The sequence below is a fragment of the Candidatus Marimicrobium litorale genome, assembly GCF_026262645.1.
GTDB lineage: Bacteria > Pseudomonadota > Gammaproteobacteria > Pseudomonadales > Halieaceae > Marimicrobium > Marimicrobium litorale.
This window is the reverse complement of the sequence record NZ_SHNO01000001.1, coordinates 1,532,960-1,555,105: the sequence shown is the minus strand read 5'-3', so window position 1 is coordinate 1,555,105 and position 22,146 is coordinate 1,532,960. Positions and strand designations below refer to the sequence as shown.

At 54.4% G+C, this 22,146-nt stretch carries 21 protein-coding genes; 12 read left to right on the top strand and 9 right to left on the bottom strand.

Annotation, left to right across the window (positions count from 1 at the left end):
* Window positions 1–264: 264 nt before the first annotated feature.
* Window positions 265–705 carry a hypothetical protein gene (locus tag EYC82_RS06950; protein ID WP_279248814.1) on the bottom strand — a complete coding sequence of 147 codons (441 nt, stop codon included), beginning with the start codon at window positions 703–705 and terminating at the stop codon, window positions 265–267.
* A 12-nt stretch (window positions 706–717) separates the two neighbouring features.
* Window positions 718–891 (bottom strand): TetR/AcrR family transcriptional regulator, encoded by a 174-nt coding sequence (locus EYC82_RS06945; protein ID WP_279248813.1) that lies wholly within the window; start codon window positions 889–891, stop codon window positions 718–720.
* Window positions 892–1,067: 176 nt separating this feature from the next.
* On the opposite strand from EYC82_RS06945, the gene EYC82_RS06940 reads away from it, so the two are divergent.
* The 3 genes from EYC82_RS06940 (at window position 1,068) to EYC82_RS06930 (ending at window position 5,729) form a co-directional block, all read left to right on the top strand.
* Window positions 1,068–2,147, top strand: coding sequence for an NAD(P)H-dependent amine dehydrogenase family protein (locus tag EYC82_RS06940; protein WP_279248812.1), 1,080 nt, complete (start codon window positions 1,068–1,070; stop codon window positions 2,145–2,147).
* Window positions 2,148–2,176: 29 nt separating this feature from the next.
* Window positions 2,177–3,151, top strand: coding sequence for an LLM class flavin-dependent oxidoreductase (locus EYC82_RS06935; protein ID WP_279248811.1), 975 nt, complete (start codon window positions 2,177–2,179; stop codon window positions 3,149–3,151).
* A gap of 301 nt (window positions 3,152–3,452) precedes the next feature.
* Window positions 3,453–5,729, top strand: coding sequence for a TonB-dependent receptor (locus EYC82_RS06930; protein WP_279248810.1), 2,277 nt, complete (start codon window positions 3,453–3,455; stop codon window positions 5,727–5,729).
* Between the two features lie 86 nt (window positions 5,730–5,815).
* Here the strand turns inward: EYC82_RS06930 and EYC82_RS06925 are convergent, their stop codons facing one another.
* From EYC82_RS06925 to EYC82_RS06910, 4 genes are all read right to left on the bottom strand, one after another.
* Window positions 5,816–6,988, bottom strand: coding sequence for a lipid-transfer protein (locus EYC82_RS06925; protein ID WP_279248809.1), 1,173 nt, complete (start codon window positions 6,986–6,988; stop codon window positions 5,816–5,818).
* Window positions 6,988–7,338 carry a Zn-ribbon domain-containing OB-fold protein gene (locus EYC82_RS06920; protein WP_279248808.1) on the bottom strand — a complete coding sequence of 117 codons (351 nt, stop codon included), beginning with the start codon at window positions 7,336–7,338 and terminating at the stop codon, window positions 6,988–6,990. The genes EYC82_RS06925 and EYC82_RS06920 overlap by 1 nt, the downstream gene beginning before the upstream one ends.
* A gap of 359 nt (window positions 7,339–7,697) precedes the next feature.
* Window positions 7,698–8,936, bottom strand: a complete 1,239-nt coding sequence (locus tag EYC82_RS06915; RefSeq protein WP_279248807.1) for an amidohydrolase family protein — start codon at window positions 8,934–8,936, stop codon at window positions 7,698–7,700.
* Window positions 8,937–8,948: 12 nt separating this feature from the next.
* On the bottom strand, window positions 8,949–10,253 hold the full coding sequence (locus tag EYC82_RS06910) for a carotenoid oxygenase family protein (protein WP_279248806.1): 1,305 nt from the start codon (window positions 10,251–10,253) through the stop codon (window positions 8,949–8,951).
* 408 nt (window positions 10,254–10,661) lie between these two features.
* Here EYC82_RS06910 and EYC82_RS06905 point away from each other — a divergent pair, with 408 nt between their 5' ends.
* On the top strand, window positions 10,662–11,771 hold the full coding sequence (locus tag EYC82_RS06905; RefSeq protein ID WP_279248805.1) for a glutathione S-transferase family protein: 1,110 nt from the start codon (window positions 10,662–10,664) through the stop codon (window positions 11,769–11,771).
* Between the two features lie 346 nt (window positions 11,772–12,117).
* Here EYC82_RS06905 and EYC82_RS06900 read toward each other — a convergent pair whose 3' ends face one another.
* Window positions 12,118–13,014, bottom strand: a complete 897-nt coding sequence (locus EYC82_RS06900; RefSeq protein ID WP_279248804.1) for a hypothetical protein — start codon at window positions 13,012–13,014, stop codon at window positions 12,118–12,120.
* 392 nt (window positions 13,015–13,406) lie between these two features.
* On the opposite strand from EYC82_RS06900, the gene EYC82_RS06895 reads away from it, so the two are divergent.
* From EYC82_RS06895 to EYC82_RS06865, 7 genes are all read left to right on the top strand, one after another.
* Window positions 13,407–13,715 carry a PqqD family protein gene (locus EYC82_RS06895; RefSeq protein ID WP_279248803.1) on the top strand — a complete coding sequence of 103 codons (309 nt, stop codon included), beginning with the start codon at window positions 13,407–13,409 and terminating at the stop codon, window positions 13,713–13,715.
* The gene (locus EYC82_RS06890; RefSeq protein WP_279248802.1) at window positions 13,708–14,310 is read left to right on the top strand and encodes a hypothetical protein; all 603 of its coding nucleotides are present in this window, start codon (window positions 13,708–13,710) and stop codon (window positions 14,308–14,310) included. Before EYC82_RS06895 ends, EYC82_RS06890 begins: the two co-directional genes overlap by 8 nt.
* 102 nt (window positions 14,311–14,412) lie before the next feature.
* Window positions 14,413–15,633: an O-fucosyltransferase family protein gene (locus EYC82_RS06885; protein WP_279248801.1), complete on the top strand. Its 1,221-nt coding sequence runs from the start codon at window positions 14,413–14,415 to the stop codon at window positions 15,631–15,633.
* Between the two features lie 274 nt (window positions 15,634–15,907).
* Entirely contained in the window at window positions 15,908–16,162 is a 255-nt protein-coding gene (locus tag EYC82_RS06880; RefSeq protein ID WP_279248800.1) for a hypothetical protein, read from the top strand.
* Between the two features lie 67 nt (window positions 16,163–16,229).
* Window positions 16,230–17,066, top strand: a complete 837-nt coding sequence (locus tag EYC82_RS06875) for a hypothetical protein (protein WP_279248799.1) — start codon at window positions 16,230–16,232, stop codon at window positions 17,064–17,066.
* Window positions 17,047–17,898: a 2OG-Fe(II) oxygenase gene (locus EYC82_RS06870; protein WP_279248798.1), complete on the top strand. Its 852-nt coding sequence runs from the start codon at window positions 17,047–17,049 to the stop codon at window positions 17,896–17,898. The genes EYC82_RS06875 and EYC82_RS06870 overlap by 20 nt, the downstream gene beginning before the upstream one ends.
* Window positions 17,898–19,019: a hypothetical protein gene (locus EYC82_RS06865; protein ID WP_279248797.1), complete on the top strand. Its 1,122-nt coding sequence runs from the start codon at window positions 17,898–17,900 to the stop codon at window positions 19,017–19,019. The genes EYC82_RS06870 and EYC82_RS06865 overlap by 1 nt, the downstream gene beginning before the upstream one ends.
* Here EYC82_RS06865 and EYC82_RS06860 read toward each other — a convergent pair.
* Complete coding sequence (locus EYC82_RS06860; RefSeq protein ID WP_279248796.1) at window positions 19,016–20,098, bottom strand: nucleotidyltransferase family protein; 1,083 nt, start codon at window positions 20,096–20,098, stop codon at window positions 19,016–19,018. The genes EYC82_RS06865 and EYC82_RS06860 overlap by 4 nt on opposite strands.
* A gap of 271 nt (window positions 20,099–20,369) precedes the next feature.
* Between EYC82_RS06860 and EYC82_RS06855 the strand changes: the two genes are divergently transcribed.
* The gene (locus tag EYC82_RS06855) at window positions 20,370–21,071 is read left to right on the top strand and encodes a hypothetical protein (RefSeq protein ID WP_279248795.1); all 702 of its coding nucleotides are present in this window, start codon (window positions 20,370–20,372) and stop codon (window positions 21,069–21,071) included.
* A 66-nt stretch (window positions 21,072–21,137) separates the two neighbouring features.
* On the opposite strand, the gene EYC82_RS06850 is transcribed toward EYC82_RS06855, so the two are convergent.
* Window positions 21,138–22,049, bottom strand: a complete 912-nt coding sequence (locus EYC82_RS06850; protein ID WP_279248794.1) for a LysR substrate-binding domain-containing protein — start codon at window positions 22,047–22,049, stop codon at window positions 21,138–21,140.
* Window positions 22,050–22,146 lie beyond the last annotated feature (97 nt).

The window sequence follows — 22,146 nt, the reverse complement described above, 5'->3', positions numbered from 1 at the left end:
CGGATGGGCGCCATTGCGCAAGCGACGTTTAGGACGGGCAGGCGATCGTCACATCGACTGATTCGCTTGATGTTGCGCTTTTGTATTGTTGGTCAATGTGAGTTAGGTGTTGTTCCCGATTGTGCCGCGGGATCAAAAAGGCTTCGGTGAAGGTGCATTGCTACCGGCATTTTTGCGTTTTTGAGGCGTATGCGCAGAGTGTCTATAGTGCCATCAATCAGAGAATTGTAGGCGGTATAAGGCGTCACTTTCCATGAGCGTCGCTCAATTGGAGGGAAAAATACCGTGATCCAACATGGCAATGAACAAGTGAAAGGCATTCTCCATCGACCCGATCTGGCCGCCTTGTTGCAATGTGCGCATACCCAACAGCCCGCCCATGAAGAGGATCATCAAGTCCTCCGGTGTGGCCGTGGCAATAATCTCGCCGCTGTCGAGACCCTCGCGGAACAGTGCCAGTAGTGTCAGGGCCATTCTGTTTGTCTTGTAATCGATAACAGTGCGTAGCTCTGCGTGACGCATCATCTCCAGAGGAACGCCCGCTAAAAAAGACGAGGCGCTCGACTCCGTGTCAACATCGCCCAACGCCACCTGCAAGAGCTGTATAAGCTTTTCCTTACAGGGCAGATTTTCATTCAGCACGGCCTCAAAATCGGGACGCAGCAACTCCTGTGTTGCGTCGATGGTCTGGCAATATAAATCCACCTTGGAATCAAACTACAGGTACAACGTTGCATGGGTCACGCCCATGTCACGGCTGATATCTTTTAGCGTGGCCCCGCCGTAGCCGTGCGCTATAAATAATCTGCGGGCGCTCGCTATCGCTCGTGCGATGGTTTCCTCGCGGTTTGCTCCTGCTGGTCTGCCCATTTTTTTACGTTTATTCTGCATGATGTGAGCTGGCTGAAGAGGAAAAGCAGCTCTGGGCCGGCCGACGTAGCTGCGGCGTTGCCCCGACGTTGCATCGGTAATGTGTCCCTGTAAACTAAAACAGGTGTTAGTTTTAATAAAACAGCCTGTAAGCAGTGCGGGTACGCAGGCTATAGAGGCATTAACCGGGAGATACCATGAATAAATACAGGGTAATACAGTGGGCCACCGGGGTAGCCGGTACCGCGTCATTAAAGGGTGTTATACGCCATCCAAAACTAGAGCTGGTCGGCGTCAAGGTCTATAGCGACGAGAAGGCAGGTAAGGATGCCGGCGATTTGGTAGAGGGTGAAAAAACTGGCGTCCTGGCGACCCAGGATGTCGACGCGATAATTTCAATGGATGCAGACTGCGTGCTGTATTGCCCCATGCCTTGGGATGTCGATGAAATGTGTCGTATTTTACGCTCCGGCAAGCACATAGTGACACCGTGCCCCTACTGGTTTCCGTTCACGCAAGATAAAGAGGCGGCGGAAAAAATTCAGTCCGCGTGCACCGACGGCCAGGTCAACCTCCACGCCTCCGGCTGCAACCCTGGCGGTATCGCCGAGCGATTCCCCCTGACATTTTCCGGGTGGTGTAATCGAATAGACCGAATCACCATGTCGGAATACGGTGATTGTCGCCACTATGCCTCCGAGGGTGTGGTGCGCGAATTGATGAATCTGGGAAAAACACCGGAGGAAGCAGACAACAACCCGATCAAGGATATGTTGGTCAGCTTCTGGAACGAGCCCATTGATATGATCGCCGAGGGGTTGGGCTCTGAAGTTATCGAATATGAGGCGAGGCATAACTACATTCTGGCCAATCAGGATATTGAGACAGCAGCAGGAATTATTGAGAAGGACACGATAGCACTGAATAATTACATGCATATCGGTCGAACTCGGGAGGGCACAGAAATTGTGCAGGAGCAGGTCTGGCTGATGGATGATATAGAGCAAAATCGCCTACAGGAAAAAATGGACATCCCGCGGACGTCGGGCTGGCGCATCAAGATCGAGGGTGATGTCAGCTTTCATGTTGATATTCAGTTTCCGTCGGACTTATCGCAGGAGGAGCATACCTCGATTGGCATGAGTACAACCGGGTTTCACTGTGTCAACGCCATTGAGGCGGTTTGTCAGGCGGACAATCCAGGTATTAAGACCTACCTGGATTTGCCGATGATTACAGGCTGTATGGGGACGCACAGTATGAGGGAAAACGCTTAGCGCGTGCTCGGGACACAGGGCTTTTTGCAATGAACGCACTCACCGTGCTCCAGTTTGATATGCGGCGCTCGCCAGAATGTCCCGACAGTCAGGAGGCCCGTTATCGGGGCTGTCTCGAAATGGTGGAGTGGGCAGACAAGACCGGCTTATCCGTGGTCGGTTTTTCTGAACACCACAATACGGAAGACGGCTTCCTGTCTTCGCCCATGATGCTGGCGATGGCAGCCGCGCAGGCTACCCGTAATATCCGGCTCAGCGTCAGTGCGCTGTTACTGCCCCTGCATGATCCGATAAGGATTGCGGAGGATGTGGCTGTGCTGGATCTGTTGTCTCAGGGCCGTTTTATGGCGGTAGCCGGGCTGGGTTACCGCGAGAGTGAGTATCGGACCATGGGAGTGGACTGGAAGCGTCGAGGTGCCATCATGGACGAAAAAATTGGCGTGCTATTAAACGCATGGAAAGGTGAGTATTTTACCCACAACGATGTTCAAACGATGCTCAACCCTGTGCCAAAACGTCCCGCGCGGTCATTGCTTTGTATTGGCGGTAACAGTGTCTCGGCAGCACGACGTGCAGCGCGCTTTGGCCTTTTTTTCGCCCCCGCGATCGATGATCCTTCGCTGGAACAGGCTTATAACGCAGCGTGTGACGCACACGGGTTTCATCAGGGTGGGGTGATCTTCCCTCAAGAGCCCAGTCTGACCCTGGTGTCGGATGATCCGGACCGTGACTGGGCTCGTTATGGCAAATATTTTCTCTACGACGCACACGCTTATGGGCGGTGGCAGCACCCGACAAGACGGGCTTACGCTGAATCCTCAGCCAGCGACATTACGGGACTCAGGGAAGAGGGCAAGTACTGCTTTCTCACGCCCGCGCAGGCAGTGGAACGAGTGCGGCAGAAAGGGTCTATCAATCTTTCGCCACTGTGCGGCGGCATGCCGCTGGACGCCGCGTGGAAAAGCCTCGAGCTTTATGCGAGTAAGGTTGCGCCAGCGTTGTAACGGGCCAGATGGGCAACGGTGATTTGCCAGTGAACGTGCGTCAAGCAGAAAATCTGTGCGTTATGAGCGGCTTTGGTCTGAGGCGAACCGGCATTGAAGGGGGGGGCGTGAAATGGCCCGAGGAGCCCGCTCTACTGGGGTTTTCGGGTATAGCCACAACAGTTGTGTAATTTTGCCCCCCTTTTTCCACTGGAACTTCCATTTGTGCAAGCTACACTAAATTTGTTCAGGATGAATGCCGGCGCTATAAAAGTGCGTCGTAAAGATAATAATCAAAAAGTAGAGCAAAGGAGTGTTTGCCATGAAGCGTCTATCGCAGATGTCCGCCCTTGTATTGGTTATGGGGGCAGCGCCAGCTTACTCGCAGGTGTTGGAGGAAGTGGTCGTAACAGCCCAGAAAAAAACGGAATCATTGATCGAGGCGCCCTTGGCGGTGACCGTATTCGATGCTAAGCAGTTGCAAGAGTTTTCAGTATTTCAGGCGGATGAGCTGAACCGGCTCACTACCGGGCTTGAGGTGCGTTACGAGGGTGACACGAATGTCGGCGTCGGTCTGCGCGGTGTGGGGACATTCCAGCAGCAAAGCAACCCCTCGCGTGTGGGTACCTATCTCGACGATTACTGGACGGCCTCGCAGGCAGCAGTGGCACTGTCCAGCATGTTTGATATAGCGAGTGTGCAAATTCTCAAGGGCCCGCAGGGTACACTGTACGGACAACCCTCACCGGGCGGTGCGCTGATATTAAACACAGAGGACCCTAACTTCGATGGCTTTAGCGGGAATGTTCAGGCCAGTTATCAGGCCGACCCGCAGGGCTATAACGTACAGGGCGGTTTGAACTTCACCCTCACCGATACGCTGGCGCTTCGGGTTGCGGGTCTGAGCGATGATCGTGAAACAGGTGTTGATGTTGTAGTGCGTGATAAAGATGAAGAGCGCGGCCGCGATGGTGGTCGCGCCAAGTTGCTATGGCAGCCGACGGAGAACTTTTCTGCCAAGGCGGGTTTCACTTACACCGAGTCGAAAAACTCTGATACCTATCGAGTGGTTGAAACGCTGGACTCGAGCATAGCCAACTACGATGTTGACGCGGGCGATTTAAAGGCGATCGCCGACGCGCCAAGCAAAATTCAGAAAAAGGAAGACTACCTTGGCACCTTGCATCTTGACTGGATGGTCAATGATCTCGACATCAGTTTTTTTGCGGGCTATCTGGATACCCATACCAAAAGCGAAACCGATCAGGATAATACCGACCTGCCAGAGACTAACCTGTTTCTGGATACCGATTTTGGTGATGACCTGAAGTCGTACCAGACGGAGCTCCGGGTATCTGGCAATGCATTTGATCGTTGGGACTGGTCGGTCGGCGGGTATTATAGCGAGGCAAAGAGTCAGACAGATGTGGGAACAGATGTTAATCGTCAGGCTGATGGCGGTGTTTTCTTGTTAACGTTTGATATTCCTATCGACAGCAAAACGTGGGCCGTATTTACCCACAATACTTTCGACCTCACGGACGACTTAAACCTGATTGTTGGTCTGCGCTACAACAAGTTCGATCAGGATAGTTCTAACACCATTGCGGGTGATTTTTGGCTTGGCTCTGAGCTGTTGCCCGGAGGAGATATCACTGACCCTGGGGCTGTTTTCCAAGATGTGTTTCCTTGTCCAATTCCTGCCAGTCCCTGCACGCTGACAGATACGATCGACGAGGATGAGGTGACCGGAACGGTCAAGCTGCAATACGACCTCAATGAGTCGGTCAACCTGTATGCGAGCATCGACCGGGGTTATCGTCCTGGCGCGGCAAATTTTGATATCGATGGTTCTTTCTCTCCGGAGTTCAATAGCTACGCCGGCGAGACCGTCGACAGTTTTGAGCTTGGTGTAAAAGGTGACTTGATGGATGGCCGCGCCCGCTACACCGCAGCCGTATTTTATGGTCGCTATGATGATTATCAGGTACCCGTAAACTTTGAAGCCTACAACACGGTGACCAGTGACGTGCAAGTGATTACCAATGCGCCCTTCGTGAATGTGGATGAAGCAGAGCAAAAAGGCGTGGAGGCAGACTTCCGTATGCTGGTGACGGATGCCTGGATGGTGTACGCCGCGTTTACCTATGCGGAAGTTGAATTTACCGACGGAACAGTGCCCTGTACAGATCCGAGTCAACCGCCGGTTGGCCCACCCCCGGCTAATCGATATAACACGTGTGATGCCAATGGCGAAAACGCGACCGCCATGCCCAAGTGGACCGGTATGTTGCAAACAGAATACACCTGGGATCAGGTGGTAATGGACAGCGACTACTACGTCAGTGCCCTGTGGAGCTACAAGGGTGATACGAAGGGCGTTGGGGATGTCGCCGGTCGTCTCGACGGTGATTCATTTTCCGTGGTCGACGTGTTCACAGGCCTGCGTAACGATGTTTGGAGCGCGCAGCTTTATGTGAAAAATGCTTTCGATGATGACGGAGTGCTGAATCGTCGTCCGCTGAACACGCTCGCGTATAACGAGCTTACCGTGACGCCTCCACGCAGTGTCGGTATCACCGGGACGTACCGCTTCTAGACTGCACACGAAACGGTGGGGGCGCGAGCGTTGTTGGCGTCTCCCACCCATTTACTGGAACGGCTCATCTTTTTCATTTCCCGGTATTAATCCTTTCCCAGAATTATGGCGCCTGTGGGCACCCCTACACCACTGCTGACCAGCACGTGTTCCACGTTTTTATCAGGCTGTCCTGTAGAGTCGCCGCGTATAAGCCGAACCCCTTCCGCAATGTTGTTCATGCCGTGCACGTACGCCTCGGAGATCAGTCCACCGTGAGTATTGTTCGGTAGCCTGCCGCCGATATCCAGCGCGCCCTCTCTTACAAGCTCTTTACCCTCCCCGCGATCGCAGAAGCCGAACGATTCCAGTTGCATGATGACTTCTGAGGTAAACGCGTCATACAGGCAGGCCGCATCGATGTCGTCGGGTCCGAGTCCGGCCTGGGCATAGACGCGCCTTGCGGCCATTTCCATTTCCGGTAAGGATTCCAGTTCATCACGGTAAAAGCTGGTCATCTGCTCCTGACCCCCGGTAGCGGCTTGAGTCACGCCGCGAATCACAGCAGGCTTGCAGCGCAGGTCACGTGCCCGTTCGGCACTGGTGACCAATATAGCGACACCGCCATCCGTCTCCTGACAAAAATCGTAAAGGCAGAGAGGAAAAGCGATTGGCTCTGATGCAAGATATTGCTCCATGGTCAACGCCTTGCCATAGCCCCAGGCGCGCGGATTGCGCAGGGCGTGGTTGCGCTGTGAGATGGCGACACGACCGAGGTCTTCCCGCGTAACGCCATAGCGGTGCATGTATTTATTGGCGATGATGGCTATCCAGGACCCGGGAATTAGCATGCCGTAGGTCATATACCATGACCAGTGCACCAGGTCCGAGGTAATGATGTCTCCGGAGATGCCCTGGCCCATGCGTTTACCCGAGCGTCCGTTCATAGCCCGATAACACACCACGGTGCTGGCCTGGCCCGTGGCTACCGCCATCGCGGCCTGGGCAATCGTTCCAACCGCGGCACCTCCACCATAATTAACCTTGGAAAAAAAACTGAGATCTCCGGCACCCACGGCCCTGGCGACTTCAATCTCATCAGAGGAATCCAATGTGTAGCTCACCAGTCCGTCGATCTCGCTGGTCTGCAGGCCTGCATCGTCGCAGGCCGCGACGACGCATTGCGCCGCGAGTGACAGTTCCGAAACACCCGACGCCTTGCTGAAGTCGGTCATCCCGATGCCTGCAACAGCCGCTTCATTTTTCAGTGCAACAGGCATTACGCGCGCTCCGCCAGCTGAAAAACAGGCAATTTGAAGCCGTCTGCGTCTTGCTGAATCGTCATAACAACTGGCAGTTCAAAGTCCACCTCCTCAGGCGTGCAGTTAACCAATTGCGAAGTGAGGCGAGTACCCTCCGCGAGATCCACCAGTACGATGATCAGGGGGTAGTCATAACCTGGAAAGCGAGGGTGGGTTAATACTGTATAGCTGCAAATGGTGCCGTTGCCGCTCGCCTCGACGGCATCCCACTCGAGTGAGCGGCATTCACCGCACATGGGACGCGGCGGGTGGCGCAGGGCTTTACAGTCTGTGCACCTCTGGATTCCGAGTTTGTCCTTATTGGCCATATCCCACCACCAGCGGTTGTCGGGTCCCAGAGGCGGTTTGATGCGAGTCGCGTCCATGAGTTTCAGTACTCAGTGAGTTCAGTTTGTCGGGACCCGCAAGCGCAAAACGCAGGTCATGCCCCGAAATCCATCTGGTCAGCGCTGTCTGTGCGTATGGCCAGGTTGCAGTCTGCGGAATTCAAATGCACCAAGTGCAAGAGCCCCGCGTGTATTGATATCTCAGTTGTCGTTTACATCACCACTAGCGATGATATCTTCCCAAGGCTTTGCACCGTATTCCTTCTCGCTGATTTTCTCCGACATTAATGGGTCGCTGTGGTGTGGCACAGCGCTTTAGCCGATAATCTTCCGGACACGTTTTACCAGTCGGGAAGTAACGTCTCGGCGTTTCCTCTCAGAATAGCGTATCGGATACGATGCCTTACGGGTGCTTGCGTGGTGATAAGCACTTTCGCCAGCGACGCGCCAATGTGGTAAAATGGCCAGTCGGTACCAAACAGCAACCGTTCACCGTCTGTTTCCTGAATCAACTGTTCCAGCCTGCTCAGGCCCTGCCCATGGATATCAAGCCACGCATTATCGTACAAAAGTGCTAGCGCAAGCATACCCTGCATATCTCTTGCACCGGCGTGACCGAGAATGAACTGCAGATTCGGGAACTCGCGCAGGGCTGCCTCGTAATGCCGGGGCATGGCAAAGGAATGTGAAGACTCCGGTTCTATGCCGGCGCGTCCGCCATGGAAAAAAACCACCAGGCCGAGTCTCGAGGCCTCCTCGTAGAGCAACATTGCCGCAGGGTCATCCGGGTAGAAACGTTGCATGGTCGGGTGTAACTTGATGATGCGAGCACCTTGTGCAGCGTGAGCTCGCATTTCCGCAAACGCGTTCTCGCTGCGCGGGTTTATGGAGAGGCCGCAGTGCAATCGGTCTCGAGCGCCAGCGGATTTTATGGCCGCGCGCCAGTCCTCCGCGAGGTTATCTCCGAAGGGGAGGCCGAGCTTTATAGGTAATAAAAATGCCTTTTGCACACGCATGGCATCCATCTCCCGTAACAGGTTAGGGATAGTTTGCGTGGCTGCATAAGAGCTGCCCCACAGCCCTTGAGCGATGGTTTGTATGCGCAGGTCGCCGAGGGCTTCTTCACTGAAGTTGCTGTTAGCATAAACGTCCAGGTCGAAAGGGCACCCCGGATTTGTCTTATCGCAGTCTAGGAGGTGCTTTACGCGCGGGGTGCTCGCATGCAGATCGAGTCGGGGCTTGAAAAGTAATGACATGCCGAGGTGACTGTGGATATCGATCGATAGCGGAACGCTGTCATCGACGCACACCAGCTGTTGTTCTGTATCCAGCTCAAACCAGGGCAGTTCTGCCAGACCGCGATAGCCCGGATAGACATGGTGTCCGTACTCGCCCTCTCCCTTGATCTCTTGCTCCCTGCCACGCTCTGCAGCGAGGGACTCGATATCCGCTCGAGAGTAGCGCTCTGGCGTGGGGGAATCGCAGGCGCTCAGTCCGAGCCCCAGCAGCGATGCGCTGCCGATAGAAAGTCCTGCCTTATTCAGGAACGCGCGACGGTTGCAACCTGCCTGAGGTTTCATCTCACTGGCTCGTCAAGCGGGTACCCAGCTGCCGTGGAAGCCCATGGGTACGCGAGCCGGTAGCAGGACCCGAGCCTCTTCCGACAGCGTGCTGGCGTCAAGTATCAGCACCTCGCTGCATTCGGTGCTCTGGTCATAGACATAGGCCAGCAGCCAACCATCGTCCTCGCTACTGCCAGATGGATCAGCGACAAACACCGCCTCGCTGCCCTGGCGGCCAGGACCCAGTTCCAGTGTCTTGGCGCTGAAATCCCCGAAGTCATACTTGATATATCGCTCTCCGTAGGGTGCTGAGGCGGCAAGGCCTGCGACGTATCCATAACGATGTTTCTGGCCGATGAGCGTATCCGGGACCCGGGGAAATTCCGTGTTGCGGTCATCGATCTGCGTTTCGCTCACGGTGCCGCTTGAGCGGTTAATGACCCAGCGTGTCATGAAGGCGGGTGAATCGATGCCGTCGGCTATCATGTTGGCCAGACGGCAGACGTCAAGCACAATATTGTCGCCATCCTCATATGCATTTAGCGGATGGTATACGTAGCAGGGGTCTATGTTGTACCAGGTGACATCGCTGTCGCCACCAGTCCTGGGCATGACGCCCAGACGTGCGCCATAGGACTCATCCCACTTGATAGGCAGACCTTCACCTGCCAGTGATTCGATATCCCACACGGCTGGCAGGTCCATCCAGATCACGTAATTTTCTGTGATGTTGAAGTCGTGCATCATGGTGCCCCCGGGCACTGTAATTTGCTCTGACTGCACCAGCTCACCCTGCGCGTTCGCTCTATGGTAGGTGAGGTAGGGTGGGAAGAGTCCGTACGCAAAGAAGAGCAACTCTCCGGTAACGGGACATACCTTGGGGTGGGCCGTCATCGGTGTTTCCAACTTGCCGTTGAAATCCCACGCTTTGATTGTGTCTAACTCTGGGGAGACTTCCCATGGGAGATGGGCTTCTTCCAAAGCGAGAATCTTTCCCGCGTGATGAATCACATGCGTGTTTGCCGCTGATTTTGCGAGATCCATCATTGCTTCACCGGAGTCGGCACCCGGGTCGTCATACAACGTTGTTCTTACGTAACGATTACGGTAGCCGTTAGCCTTACCGTTGCAGAACTCAACGCCGTGTATCATTCCGTTGCCGAAAAACCAGTGATCGGACCAACCCGTTTGGGGGTTGGGGCCGTTGCGCAGCAGGCGACCATTCAGACCCGGCGGAATGTTGCCGACAACCTGCAGATGACTCTCGCTGATCTCCTCAGAGACAGGGGCAAAATTGTCTTTCAGATAGAACGGTTGCTCGACGGGCTGGTTCATCATGTATTCCTCAGGATAGCAGGATCCGTGTAACGACGGATGCAGCTTTAGGATTCGAGACCTGATATAGAATACTATCAGCAGTAGCGCTTCGGGAAGTAGGTAATCATTAAAAAGCGCATAGGGCTGAGTTCTTTGCGCTTGTGATTGAAGAAGATACTATTGAGCAGCCCGAGATCAAAGTATTTTGCAGCGGTTCTGTAGTGACCGTCAGTTACACCATGGTAACTGTGCTGAAACGAGCTGAATGCAGATAAACCCAAGCCTGTCGGGGGTCCGTTGCGTGAAGACGGGATACGCTCGTTACACTCATGAGAAAAGCCTGAGAGGGTGGTTGATCCTCGCGCGTCCTAACGGATTAGTCTATTTTGCTAGCGAGATTTTTGTGTAGGAGATCAGTAGAACACAATGACTGACCTATTACTGACAGAGCCTGTCACCCTCTACGGTTCAAATATTTCTTACTTCACCGGTAAGATGGAAAATTACTTTCGCGTGCGCGGAGTGTCCTATGACTTGCGCAGCATGCAGTTTCCTGCATTCAAAAAACGCATGGCAAAAAAGGTGGGAGTCATGCAAATGCCCGCCGTCATACTGCCAGATGGCCGCTGGATGACGGATACAACACGGATGATCGACTGGTTTGAGCAACGACTGCCCGGGCCGGGGCTTATGCCCGCTGATCCGTTACAGCGGTTTTTGTGTCTGTTGCTGGAAGACTGGGCAGATGAATGGTGGTGGCGACCCGCTATGCATTATCGATGGCACTATGCGGAGGGAGCCCGTTTTGCATCATGGCATCTGGCGGAGGAATTGCTGGGAGGTGTTCCTGGTCCGGTTGGGCTTAAGCGGTTGTACTTGCAGCAGCGTCAGCGTGCGGGATACACGACAGGGGACGGAATGTGCGCGGACAATGTGGTGGCAGTAGAGGCAGGCGTGGCACGTCTGCTCGCCACGCTGCAGTCCATTTTTAGTGCGCGGCCTTTTTTATTTGGGGATCGTCCCTCGCTGGCGGATATCGGGTTTTCAGGGCCTTTTTTTCGTCACCTCGCGCTGGACCCGGTGCCGTTGGAAATAATCCGGCAACAGGCGCCCGCAGTGCTGGAGTGGGTAGCGCGCTTGTGGAATACGCGTTTGTCCGACTGTGCAAGCGTCTGGGACAATGGCATCCCGGAGGATGTTTTCTCACTGCTGGACGATATTGGCAGCGGATATCTTCCCTACCTCTGTGCTAACACAGAGGCGGTGGCCGACAATAAAAGACGTTTCGATGTTCAGTTGGACGGTGTGCATTATCGTGGTGCACGTTGTTCACGTTATCGTGTGTGGTGTTTACAACAGCTTCGCCTGCATTTCATGTCTATGCCTGAAGCCGCGCAGGAACAGGGCCGCACCCTGCTGGAGAGACACGGGTGCTGGGAGTCCCTATGGCGTCACGCGTGCCTGCCACTGCTGCCAGGTCAGGAGGAGGAATTGCCATTCAGGGCGCACAATAAAATGCTGGCAGTCCATCAGTAAAACGAAAGATCATTTCGCTGTTGCAAAAGACCATAAGTGGAACCTGATGTGTTGCTCTGGTCGGTGGTGCGAGCAGCGGCGGGCTGGAGATGTCCTGTTCCCTATCGCGAGGGTGAGCGAGGAAAGAATCCCCGCTTACAGAGTTCAATCAGAAGGAACGTCATTGAAAAATTGCCCAGTACAGGCAATGCTGCGTGCCGTTGACCTAAATGGTCTGGCACGCCGACGAATACTTCGTCGATGAAGAAGGTGTCGCCATAACCCGCTGCTTTCGCCTTAATCTTCTGGCGTACAGAGCATTGAACTTGATGCACCGCAGCCGGGTCTTGTCACCTATGGCACCACCTCATCCGACGATCTTTTCGCGGATTATCTCAAGGACTTCTCGATCGACACGATTCAAAGCCAGCGACGGGTCTGGGGGCATACCCCATGCTTTGTAATCTCTTTTATCCCACAATGTTTGGCCTGATTTATCTTTCATCGGTTGGCAGTAATGGAGGATAGGCGCCTCCTTGTCGTCACAATTATTCCAGTTGTTGCACAGGCCAATATTTTCCGCAGGCTTCATGGTAAGACCATGCTTGGTCATTGCTGTTTGGAACGCAGGCATATCAGCCATCCATAAGGCGGCCTGGTCAAGACCAACTTGTCTTCCCTTCTGGTAGCCCTCTCTGGCGAAACGCTCAATGTCAGAGATCAGGACCCTAAGGTCGCCAGCTTTGATAGCGTACGGATACATGATGCAGTCGTTTTCCGTTGCAGGGCAGAACTCTGGATGTATGGAGGAGCTTTCGCAGTAGCTCTTACCGTAACCCTTCCATTTTTGACCATGAACCTGGCCCCTTTCTGTTGGTGGATTCCAAGGCTTGGTAAACACCATGTCCGGATCCAAGAAGATGAGGTTGTCGTTGTCGCTGAAATCGCAATGGTCGAACAAGTATTTCAGCGCCCCCGGCTTGTTCATAACAGGCCATTCGAGCGTATAGCGAGACCAGAATACTCTGAAATAGCGGCCGCCAACTTTTATAAATGGCCATCTTATCCTCGACAAACTCGGCGTGAATACAGTATCACCTGTGTTCGATCGCGATCGCTCACGGCTAGGGAATTGGGCGTCGTCTGCGCATACTCTAATCAATTTTCCGGGTTGCTTCACTTTCGTGAATGTAAAGTCGAGCAATTCAGCCTGCCATTCCTGATAAGGGGAGTTGCTTATGCTGTAGATCGTGTAGGTTTCCATTCATCTGCTCCGTGTCAGCGCCACCAACAAACGCTACTTCTCCGCATTCTCAGCGACCGCCGCGGGCTGAAAGGAGGGGGCTGAATTCCAGAACCACTGCCCCGAGCGCACCGCTACCTCAATTTCGTAAGGCTGCATCACCCGAATGCTTATAAGGCAAAACCCCACCGTCACTGCTCTCACATAGTACCTGCAGGTAATGCCAAGTAAAACGTTCGTAGGTCGCATAATCCTTGTATGAACACCTATAAACGATATCGACTTACGTCAGCAATTAGCCGTCACGCCGCGCCGCTCTGCGTGATAAAAGCCTTTTTTCGACCTACAGCCTGCCGGGGGGGGGGAGGGAATACTGCTGACGTGCTCATCCGGCGTCTGTTACAGTGCACAACATGCAGTTTGCTAATCGATTTTCAGAACAATTGATACCGACACCACACAGCCGTGCATTCGTCGTGGATGACGGATTATTGCTCGCCCGCAGCGACACCTCCGGGCCGAAAGGCGCCACGCGTGCAATCGTGCTCAATGCGACAGGGCGCGCCATATACGAGGCCTGCGCCAACGGCATTGGCTTTGAGCAGTTGGTGGCACAGCTAGCGTCGTCCTACAATGTCCTGACGACAGACATCGCCTCGGAGGTAGCCACAGCAGTTGATGAGTTTCTGGAGCAGGGATTCCTGACCTTTGCCGATGCTTGAAAAACCCCAGCGCATGCCAACGCCGGCCGCGATAGTCAAACGTACCGACGCCAATCGGGCGCATGTCCCTTCCCTTGGACTGAGCTTCAGGAAAGAGCGGCTTGCGCCCAGCCTGTGGCGCCCAATTGCCGATTTCTTCACTGCCCACCTGCGCGACTTCCAGCCTGAGCCGGCCAACGAGCACGTAAAGACAACCGATAGCTGCGGGTTTCCCAGCCTGATATACAAAGACGAAGCTTATAACGGTGAGTTACTCCTCGCCTGCCAGCACCTGCACGAGCAATGGGCTGGCAGGCCGCTGCGCCCGGCAGCCGCCTATGGTATCCGCTGTTACCAGCGCGGATCCTATCTCCACGAGCACATCGACCAGATCGAGACACATGTTGTCAGTTCCACCATTTGTGTCGGCCATGCGCTGGATAGCCCGTGGCCACTGTGCATAGAAGATAGCGAAGGCAAGTCCCACGAGATAGATATGGCTGCGGGCGACATCTTGTTTTTCGAGGGCGCACACTTCCGCCACGGTCGTCCCTTTGCTCTTGATGGCACTTGGTTTGCCAACCTCTACCTGCACTATACTCCGCTCGATTGGTAAGCGGCGCCCGCTTGAACGCACCACAAATGAGTGACACAGCCTGAAATGCATAGCCCTCACAAATGTTTGAGATATGGACGTACAAGCGCGGGCAGTGGCGAGATGAATGATGTGCTTCGTCAATCAGACACAGTGACGCCGCAGCGCTTCCTTGCTTTTGAAACAGACTTCGGTGGCTGGAATAATATTCTGATGCAGCTTGAGATTATGGTGGTACTGGCCTGGATAACGGGACGTACGCTGGTGTTGCCGCCTGCAAAGCCATTCTATTTGCTCGGGGAAGCCTCGCGTCTGCTGGAGGATTTTCTCGATCTGGACGCACTCCGCCGCCAGATACCTGTGCTGACGGCGGACGAATTCGTGGAAGTTGCAGAGCTTGATACCAAGGTGGCTACCGACGAAAAATTCCACGACTTAATGCGTGCCCGCGGGGTCATGCCTCCCTGGAACGGCGTCGAAGATATTCTGCTGTTTCCGTCAGACGCTCTGTTAACGCGGCCTGAATTGCTGGCGAGATTAGCCGGCCCCTCGCAGGCTCATCGCCAGCTTATTACAATATCGAATGAACTCAGAGAATGTGACCTTCTCTACTTTCCAATGACCACAGAACACCGGATGTTCGGCGTGGCAGAGTGTTTCTTCCTGTTTGGAGACGAACAACTCGAGCGCAGAGCCCGCACTTTATTACGCGACGCGATACGGTTTCGGCAAGACATTATCAACCTGGCTGAAGCGGCGATCAATGCGCCAATTCTTGCCGGTCGGCGGTTTTCGGCGCTACATATCAGGCGTGGAGATTTCCAGTACGCCAAGACCCGGATTGGCGCACGCCAAATACACGAGCACGTCCAGACTCTATTGTCACCCGAACACCCAATTTATATTGCAACAGACGAGACCGATGGCGCCTTTCTGGATGGTTTTCGAGAGAAATTCGAGGTCGTAACGTTTAGTGCCCTGCCCCGGGAGACTGTGGTGAATACCCCGCACCATTGGTGTGGGATTGTTGAAACCCTCATCTGTGCTGCAGCGCCAGGTCGGTTTATGGGCACTCGCTTTTCGACCTTCAGCACACGCATTTCTACAATTCGCGGCCACCTGGCCTGCACTAGCGGTGGTGACTTCGAGGGCGTAGATACCAACCTCTATTACACTCAGCAGCCTTTGAATAGGAAAGCAGAGGAGGGGTTATTAGGGCGATTCTGGAGAAAAGGCACCAGGCATGTTGACCCTGTGGTCGAAACAGCGACACCCTGGTGGCTCAGCAAAGACCCTCTGTGGGCGCGCGCCTATCAGGTTTGCTGGTTGGAGACTGACAACTGAGCGCCGCAACTGCACAAACAAGCCCGATGCTAAACGCTATCGGCTTAGTGCAATTATTTTCAGTAATTTCATTAGAAAGCGCGTTGTTGTGAAGTCTTTGAAGGTATACCGCCATCGCGGTCGCACCTTGGCTTCGGGCGCGGGATTAGCCGCTCTCTGCCTGCACTGAGCTGCGCTGAATTAGCAAACAGCTCCGCACAAGAGTCACAAGATGAGCGATTGACGCTTCCGGACCGTTGTGGTTATATTTGCTGTTCAAGGGAGGGCAATTTCCATGTCAAAAAACAAAGAGCTTGAACGGCTACAGTCTCGAGTTGCAGAGCTCGAAGCAGCGCAAACTGATAGCGAATCTACCGGCGTGACCCGCCGTGAAGTGGCCAAGGGCTGGATTGCGCCGGTAGTGCTGTCGGCAGTGGTGCCAGGGAAAGTATTTGCTCAGGTTAGCCCGACACCGACCCCCACGCCAATAGCGGCACCACCGACCCCGCAACCGCCAGTACCGATAGTGCCGCCAACGCCAGCACCGTAAATCATCTCGCTTCTCTCTCCGGTTGCTGACGCGCAGTGAGTGCGCAGCTAACGGACTCAGTGACATCATGCCAGCAACGCACCAGAGCGACCTTACGTTGACACTCTGTTTTTTGCGTGGCTCCGTCACACTCTTTTGTTCCGACGATGTTGTATTGCAGCTGTTATCAGAACATTTTCGGTGTTTTATCGCAGAACAACCACCATCGCTTGATGGGTTAGTTACGGCCGTCATTACTCGAGACAGTGAGACATACACTCTGATCGACAACAACGGCCAAACTCTCAGCCTACTTTCCCTCGATCGTTTGCTGAAAGAAACCTATCGCACTGTAGTGAGTCACTGGGTTGAGCAACACCAAGATCTACTGTGGTTACATGCCGCCGCTATCAAGCGCGACGACCGCTGTTTGCTGCTGACTGGCCCCTGGGGGGCAGGAAAGTCCACGCTGACTATCGGGCTGCTCGAACAGGGCTGGCACTACCTTTCGGATGATATTGTGCCCTTTGATCCCGCCACGGGTTGTGCCCATCCCTTCCCTGTTCTGCCGCGTAAGCGCGAGGTACACCGCACCGATGAAATTGATCTGGCGAATGCTAAAAAGACGCCCTTTTCCATACCCGAGGCCCAACTGGTGCGGGAGCCTGTACCTGTAACAGGGATGATATTCCCCATTTATAATGGTGTGAACAGGGAAACATCGTGGGGAGGAATAGAGCGAATAGAGGCGGTAAAGGTGCTGATTGAGAACTGCATCAGCTTTCCCCTGAACGAGGATAAATCTATCCATGCCCTGATTGCATTGACTATGCAGCTGCCACTGGCGAGACTGCATTATTTCGACATTGCTGCGGCACTCACTCTTATCCATCTGAGGGAACACGGTGAAAGACGAACCTCTTAACGCCATCGATATTACCCTTATTCTGCGCGGCGACAGTCGCTTCGAAACTGCTCTACCTGCGGCCGACCCGTTGCTTGCCGATCTGCACGCTGCAGTTCAGCAGCATTCACCTTCGCGGCTTATGCAGGTGCCGCTAGACGGAGGGCGCACAGCACTCAGTTTCGCATCCTCTGAACTGGTATCGGTATTGACAACCCCCCCGGTTCTTATCGAAGCGGCGGATTCACAAGCGTCACTGCAAACAGGGAGCTACCTACCCTGTGTCTGTATCGACGATTTTCTGACCCCAGACGAAAACACCAGGCTATTACAGTACGCGCTGAATAACGAATCCGAGTTCTCCCCTAGCGACGTCACGACCGGCCACGAGGGCTATCGCCGCTCCATGGTTCTGCAGACTATTCAGGACAGCCCTTGGAGAACGCTATTTGAGGGTCGTCTGGACGTTCACCTGAGTCATATTTGCCAAACGCTGGGCATTGATACTCTTGCTGTTGGCAAACGGGAGATCCAGCTCACCGCCAGTGGCAAGGGTGATTTCTTCAAGCTACATCGCGACGCCGGCGAGGATGTAGGCACCGCAGCCAGGACCCTAACCTACGTTTATTATTTTTTTCGCGAACCGCAGAGCTTTTCCGGCGGCAACTTATTGCTAACGGATGACACCGGTGCGAACGGCCGGGGCAAGGTTCTGGCAATGCGACCACAAAACAATCGTCTCGTGGCTTTTCGCGCGGATCAACTGCACGAGGTGGAGCCCGTCTTCATGGCGGACGATGCATTCAGCGAAAGCCGCTTTACCGTCAACGGCTGGCTGCGCGCGGCGGACTGATGTTCTACACCGTATTCCCCACAAACCATAACGCCTGCATGCAGTGGCAGTCGGAATTGCTGGCCTACAGTTGGCAGCGCTCTGGACAGGAAGGTATTCTGGTGCGCCTACTCGCGACGGAAACACCGGCACACATACCGCCGCTGGATCATGTCACGACCATTGCTACCTCCCTACATGATATCGAACCGGTCACTGGCGACCATTACCCCGTCTACAACAAGCCGGCATCCCTGCTGGAATGGCTCTACCAGTACGAGCCGGAAGGTACCGTACTGCTCATTGAACCAGACTGTATCTTCCGTCGCGCGGTCAACCAGCGCGCGCAGCCGGGAGCACCGGTGTCACAGACGTGGGAGGATTATCCGCTGGTTGCGCCCTCGACGACCCACCCGTATGGTTTGGGTCATGGCTTTGCTTTTCTCGAGGAGTATTGCTCTAACACACTCGAGATGATGCCGTCTGTGATGACACCGACGCTCATTCATACCAGTGACCTCAAACGCATCTGCGGCCGCTGGCTGGAACTGGCCCGTCTTATCCGCCGCCACTATCGCTCACCGGATGACGGCCCAGCCTGGAATTCAGACGTATTTGCTTACATGATCGCCGCGACCGAGTACGGTCTAATCCATACCCCTGCGCAGTTGAGCAGCAACCCCCTGTGGCCGGAACCCGATTCACCAGACTTGTTGGACTCACCTCTAGTGCACTATTGTCACCCTGTCCGCGATGGGAACGACGCCACGCTGTTTGCCAAGTCTGATTATACGCCCTGGACACCTGTGCCTGAGCCGCAGCAAGCCAGCACAGGGATTGGCCGAGATATCCTTGCTATCATCAACCGGTTTATTGCGCAGCGCGAGGGGGCCCTTCCTGCAATACCGCCATTAGTAATGCCCCAGCACCGCAAGGACGTCCGTCATGCACAAGTCGACGGACAGCACCTCCTGATGTCTCGCGATGGCCGTGACCAACTGTGGTTGAGTGGTGATGAGTGGGCTATTTGGCAACAGTGTGATGGTCAAACGCCTGCTGTCGACATGGGAGACGGGAAGCGAGTCCAGCGCGTCGTCAATCTTTTATCGGACCATCGCTTACTGGAGCGATGGTTCTTCTAGCGTGATTTCATTGCATGCGGCTGGCTACTGAAAAACCGTCGAACCCGCTCACGCCACCAGCTGAAACGACGTATTTCACGCAGCGTGCGGCGCAAACGAACTCGGTCACTAAGAACATCCCTCAGCCAGACAAAAGGTGAGAAGAGGCGACCATACACCCAAAAGATAGCCTCATTCTCCGTCATTAGCACGGTACAGCCATATTTCAAGCGTACGCGAAACGACACGTCCGGTAAATTATCGGTGTCGAAAAGCCTCGCAGCTTGGTAACGATGCTGCTCTAAAGGTGCCCTGTGCCCTGCAGTAGCAAATCGCGAAGTCACTTCCTCCCACTTGATAGCGTCCTGATACCGCTTCTCAAGACGGTGTAACTCATACAGGTACTTCAATGGCTGGAAGTTCCACAAATAGCTGCGGTCCTGCAGCTGGCCGTGGGCAACGTTTATCACGACTTGGTGGGTAGGCGAGGGAACGGCAAATCTCAGCCCCGAGGGAAGACGCCTCTTTTCAATGTTAGCCAGCATATCGGTGCAAGGCAGTATGAGTTGGAGTTCCGGAATCAGTATCTCCCGGTGCAGATCTATGGCTACTCCACGTCTTTTGCAGACCATCACTTCAATACAGTGCGGGACTACGAAGTCATTAGGGTCAGTGCGAACAAAGCCCGCGTTTTCGAGGGCTTCGATCGCTTGATCGCCGAGCATATCCGGGATGAGCAAATCAATATCACTAAGGAATCTATGCGATGGCTCAGCGTAGATATCACATAGTAGCGCAGCAGCTCCTTTGAAAAACACCGGCGTAATCCCCGATTCGTTGAGAGCCAGACCAGCGTCCTCAATAACCGACATGATTTGGCGATTGCGAATACCGTTAAGCTCTAATATAGATGTGCAAAAGCGATAAACAAGCTCGGGAACATCGGTTAATTCTTCGGCAAGGATTGATGCTGCGACCGGCCCTGCAAAAAGATGACTCTCTGAAAATTCAAGGAATTTTGCCCACTGCGCTTCACTCAGACTGTCCTCTCGCGCCGGGGGCGTGGAAAAAATTTGGCGAATTAAATCTAGGTTGCGCAACTGTAATTCCACTGTGTCTGCAATGCTTAAAGACTAGTCTCAACGCATTTACGATGCAATGCCACACATGTCATTGAAAAGTAAACTGGCTGACATTATTAAGCACACTGATCCAAGTATAGGAAAAATAAACGGCCTGTTGAGAGTAGATCTCTTCACTTATTCTGTTGACTGAACGGGACAACCTCACGACTTACCCGTAAAATGCTGGCAGTCCACCAGTAAAACGAAAGATCATTTCGCTACAGCAACAGCCTCGAGATGAAGGGTCATGAAGCGAGCGCTAGTGACCGCATTGATACTGGTATTGATCGTATCGGCCGGCCTTTTCTGGCTGGCCTATTTTTCCCAGAGGCCGCCGTTGACGATCGACCCTGCAACCCTGGCCGGTGACTGCAGTGTTATCGATTACTGTGAGTTACCTGTGCTGGACGGAAGCGGCAAGTTGGCCGCAGACATACCCAAGGATAATGCACCGGGCTGCTCGTATCCGCACTTTCCCTTGCCAGTGCTGGCCCAGTGCACGGAGCCATTGCCGCCGGGGACAGATGATATTCGTGGGTTGTGGGTGGGTGTTGAGGGCGGGCACATCGGCCACGTCGAGCGTATCGAACAGTGTGGCAGACGCACTGTCGTTACGACTGCCGGAATTATTCACGACTACGGTCCAAACAGCACCGGGACGCTCAACACCAACGATACGGAAGGTTCGGTGCTGTTCCGCCTGGGGGGTATGGATTACTGTATGCGAACGTCGGCCGCGATGATCTGGGAGAACAGCGTCCTCAATTTTTACGCCTTTGGCTGGGGTCCGCGTGTGGTCCGGCGCTATCGCGCGGGCGATCAGGTGGCCTGGGAGTATGCAGATGGCAGCGTGACGCGAATGAATCGGCTGTGTGCGCTGCCCGAGCTGCACAAGGTGCCCGCACCTCGGGGAAAACGGTTGGCGCTGTTTGGTGATGAGGCCTTTTAACCTGCAGGCTCGCGCGATGGCACATCGTGTTTCCGGGGCAGTGCCTGCGCGAGGCGCGCTGTGTATTTACGGTGACGTTGTACGCAGTGCCAATATCTGCTCTCGCAGCCAGACCCACCCCGGATCATTGTCTCGTGATTGGTGCCACAGTAAATAGGTGGGCATTAACGGGGACCGAAAGGGGAGGTCCAGTATCTGCAGGTCGTCCCTGAAGACGGGAAACGTGGCCATGCGCATGGGTACGGTGGCCAAAGCGTCGGTTTGCGCGACGACAGAGGGCGCCGCCAGATACTGATTAACAGCGGTCATTATTTTACGCGTACCGCCTCTGGCCGACATATAAGTTTCTAGCAGCTCACGCCGTTCATCGCCAAAGCTCATCACCACATGATATTCATCAAAGTACTGCTCGTGAGTGATCGCCCCCTGCACGCGTGGGTGGTTTCGCCTGGCGATTACCACCAGTTCCTCCTGGCTGAATTCGCAGTGGTTAACGTGTGCCAGCTGCGGTTCGACAAAATCGAAGCAGCCATCGATATCGCCGGCGGCAACCAACTCAAGTCCGGTCTGCCCCTGATCCAGTACCGACTGAAGTGTTGCACGACAGTCCGAGGCATGCAGGCGCCTGAGGAGCCTCGGTAACAGATCGAGTTCGCCGTAGCGACCAAAGGCCATACGGAATACCCGGTTGGATTGGCCCGGGTCGAAGCCCTGTCCCTGCTCGAGCGCTTCCGCCAGTACCCGCAGGGCTTCTTTAATGGGTCCAGCCAGCTCGTTCGCCCGGTGGGTTGGCTTCATGCCACGGTGGGCGCGAATGAACAGTGGGTCGCCGACGGCCTCCCGCAATCGCTTCAGTGCCAGGCTCACCGCTGGCTGCGTGATATGTAGCGACTGAGCGGCTGCAGAAATACTGCCGCAGAGGTAAATGGCGTCAAACACTTTGAGCAGATTGAGATCCAGCGTTCTTAAAATATTCATTGCTTATATTATACTTTAAAAATATTAATTATTAATATACTAAAAGCTGTCATATGCTGCGTACTCTATCTTGCGGAAAGCAGCGGAGGCGGGTGGT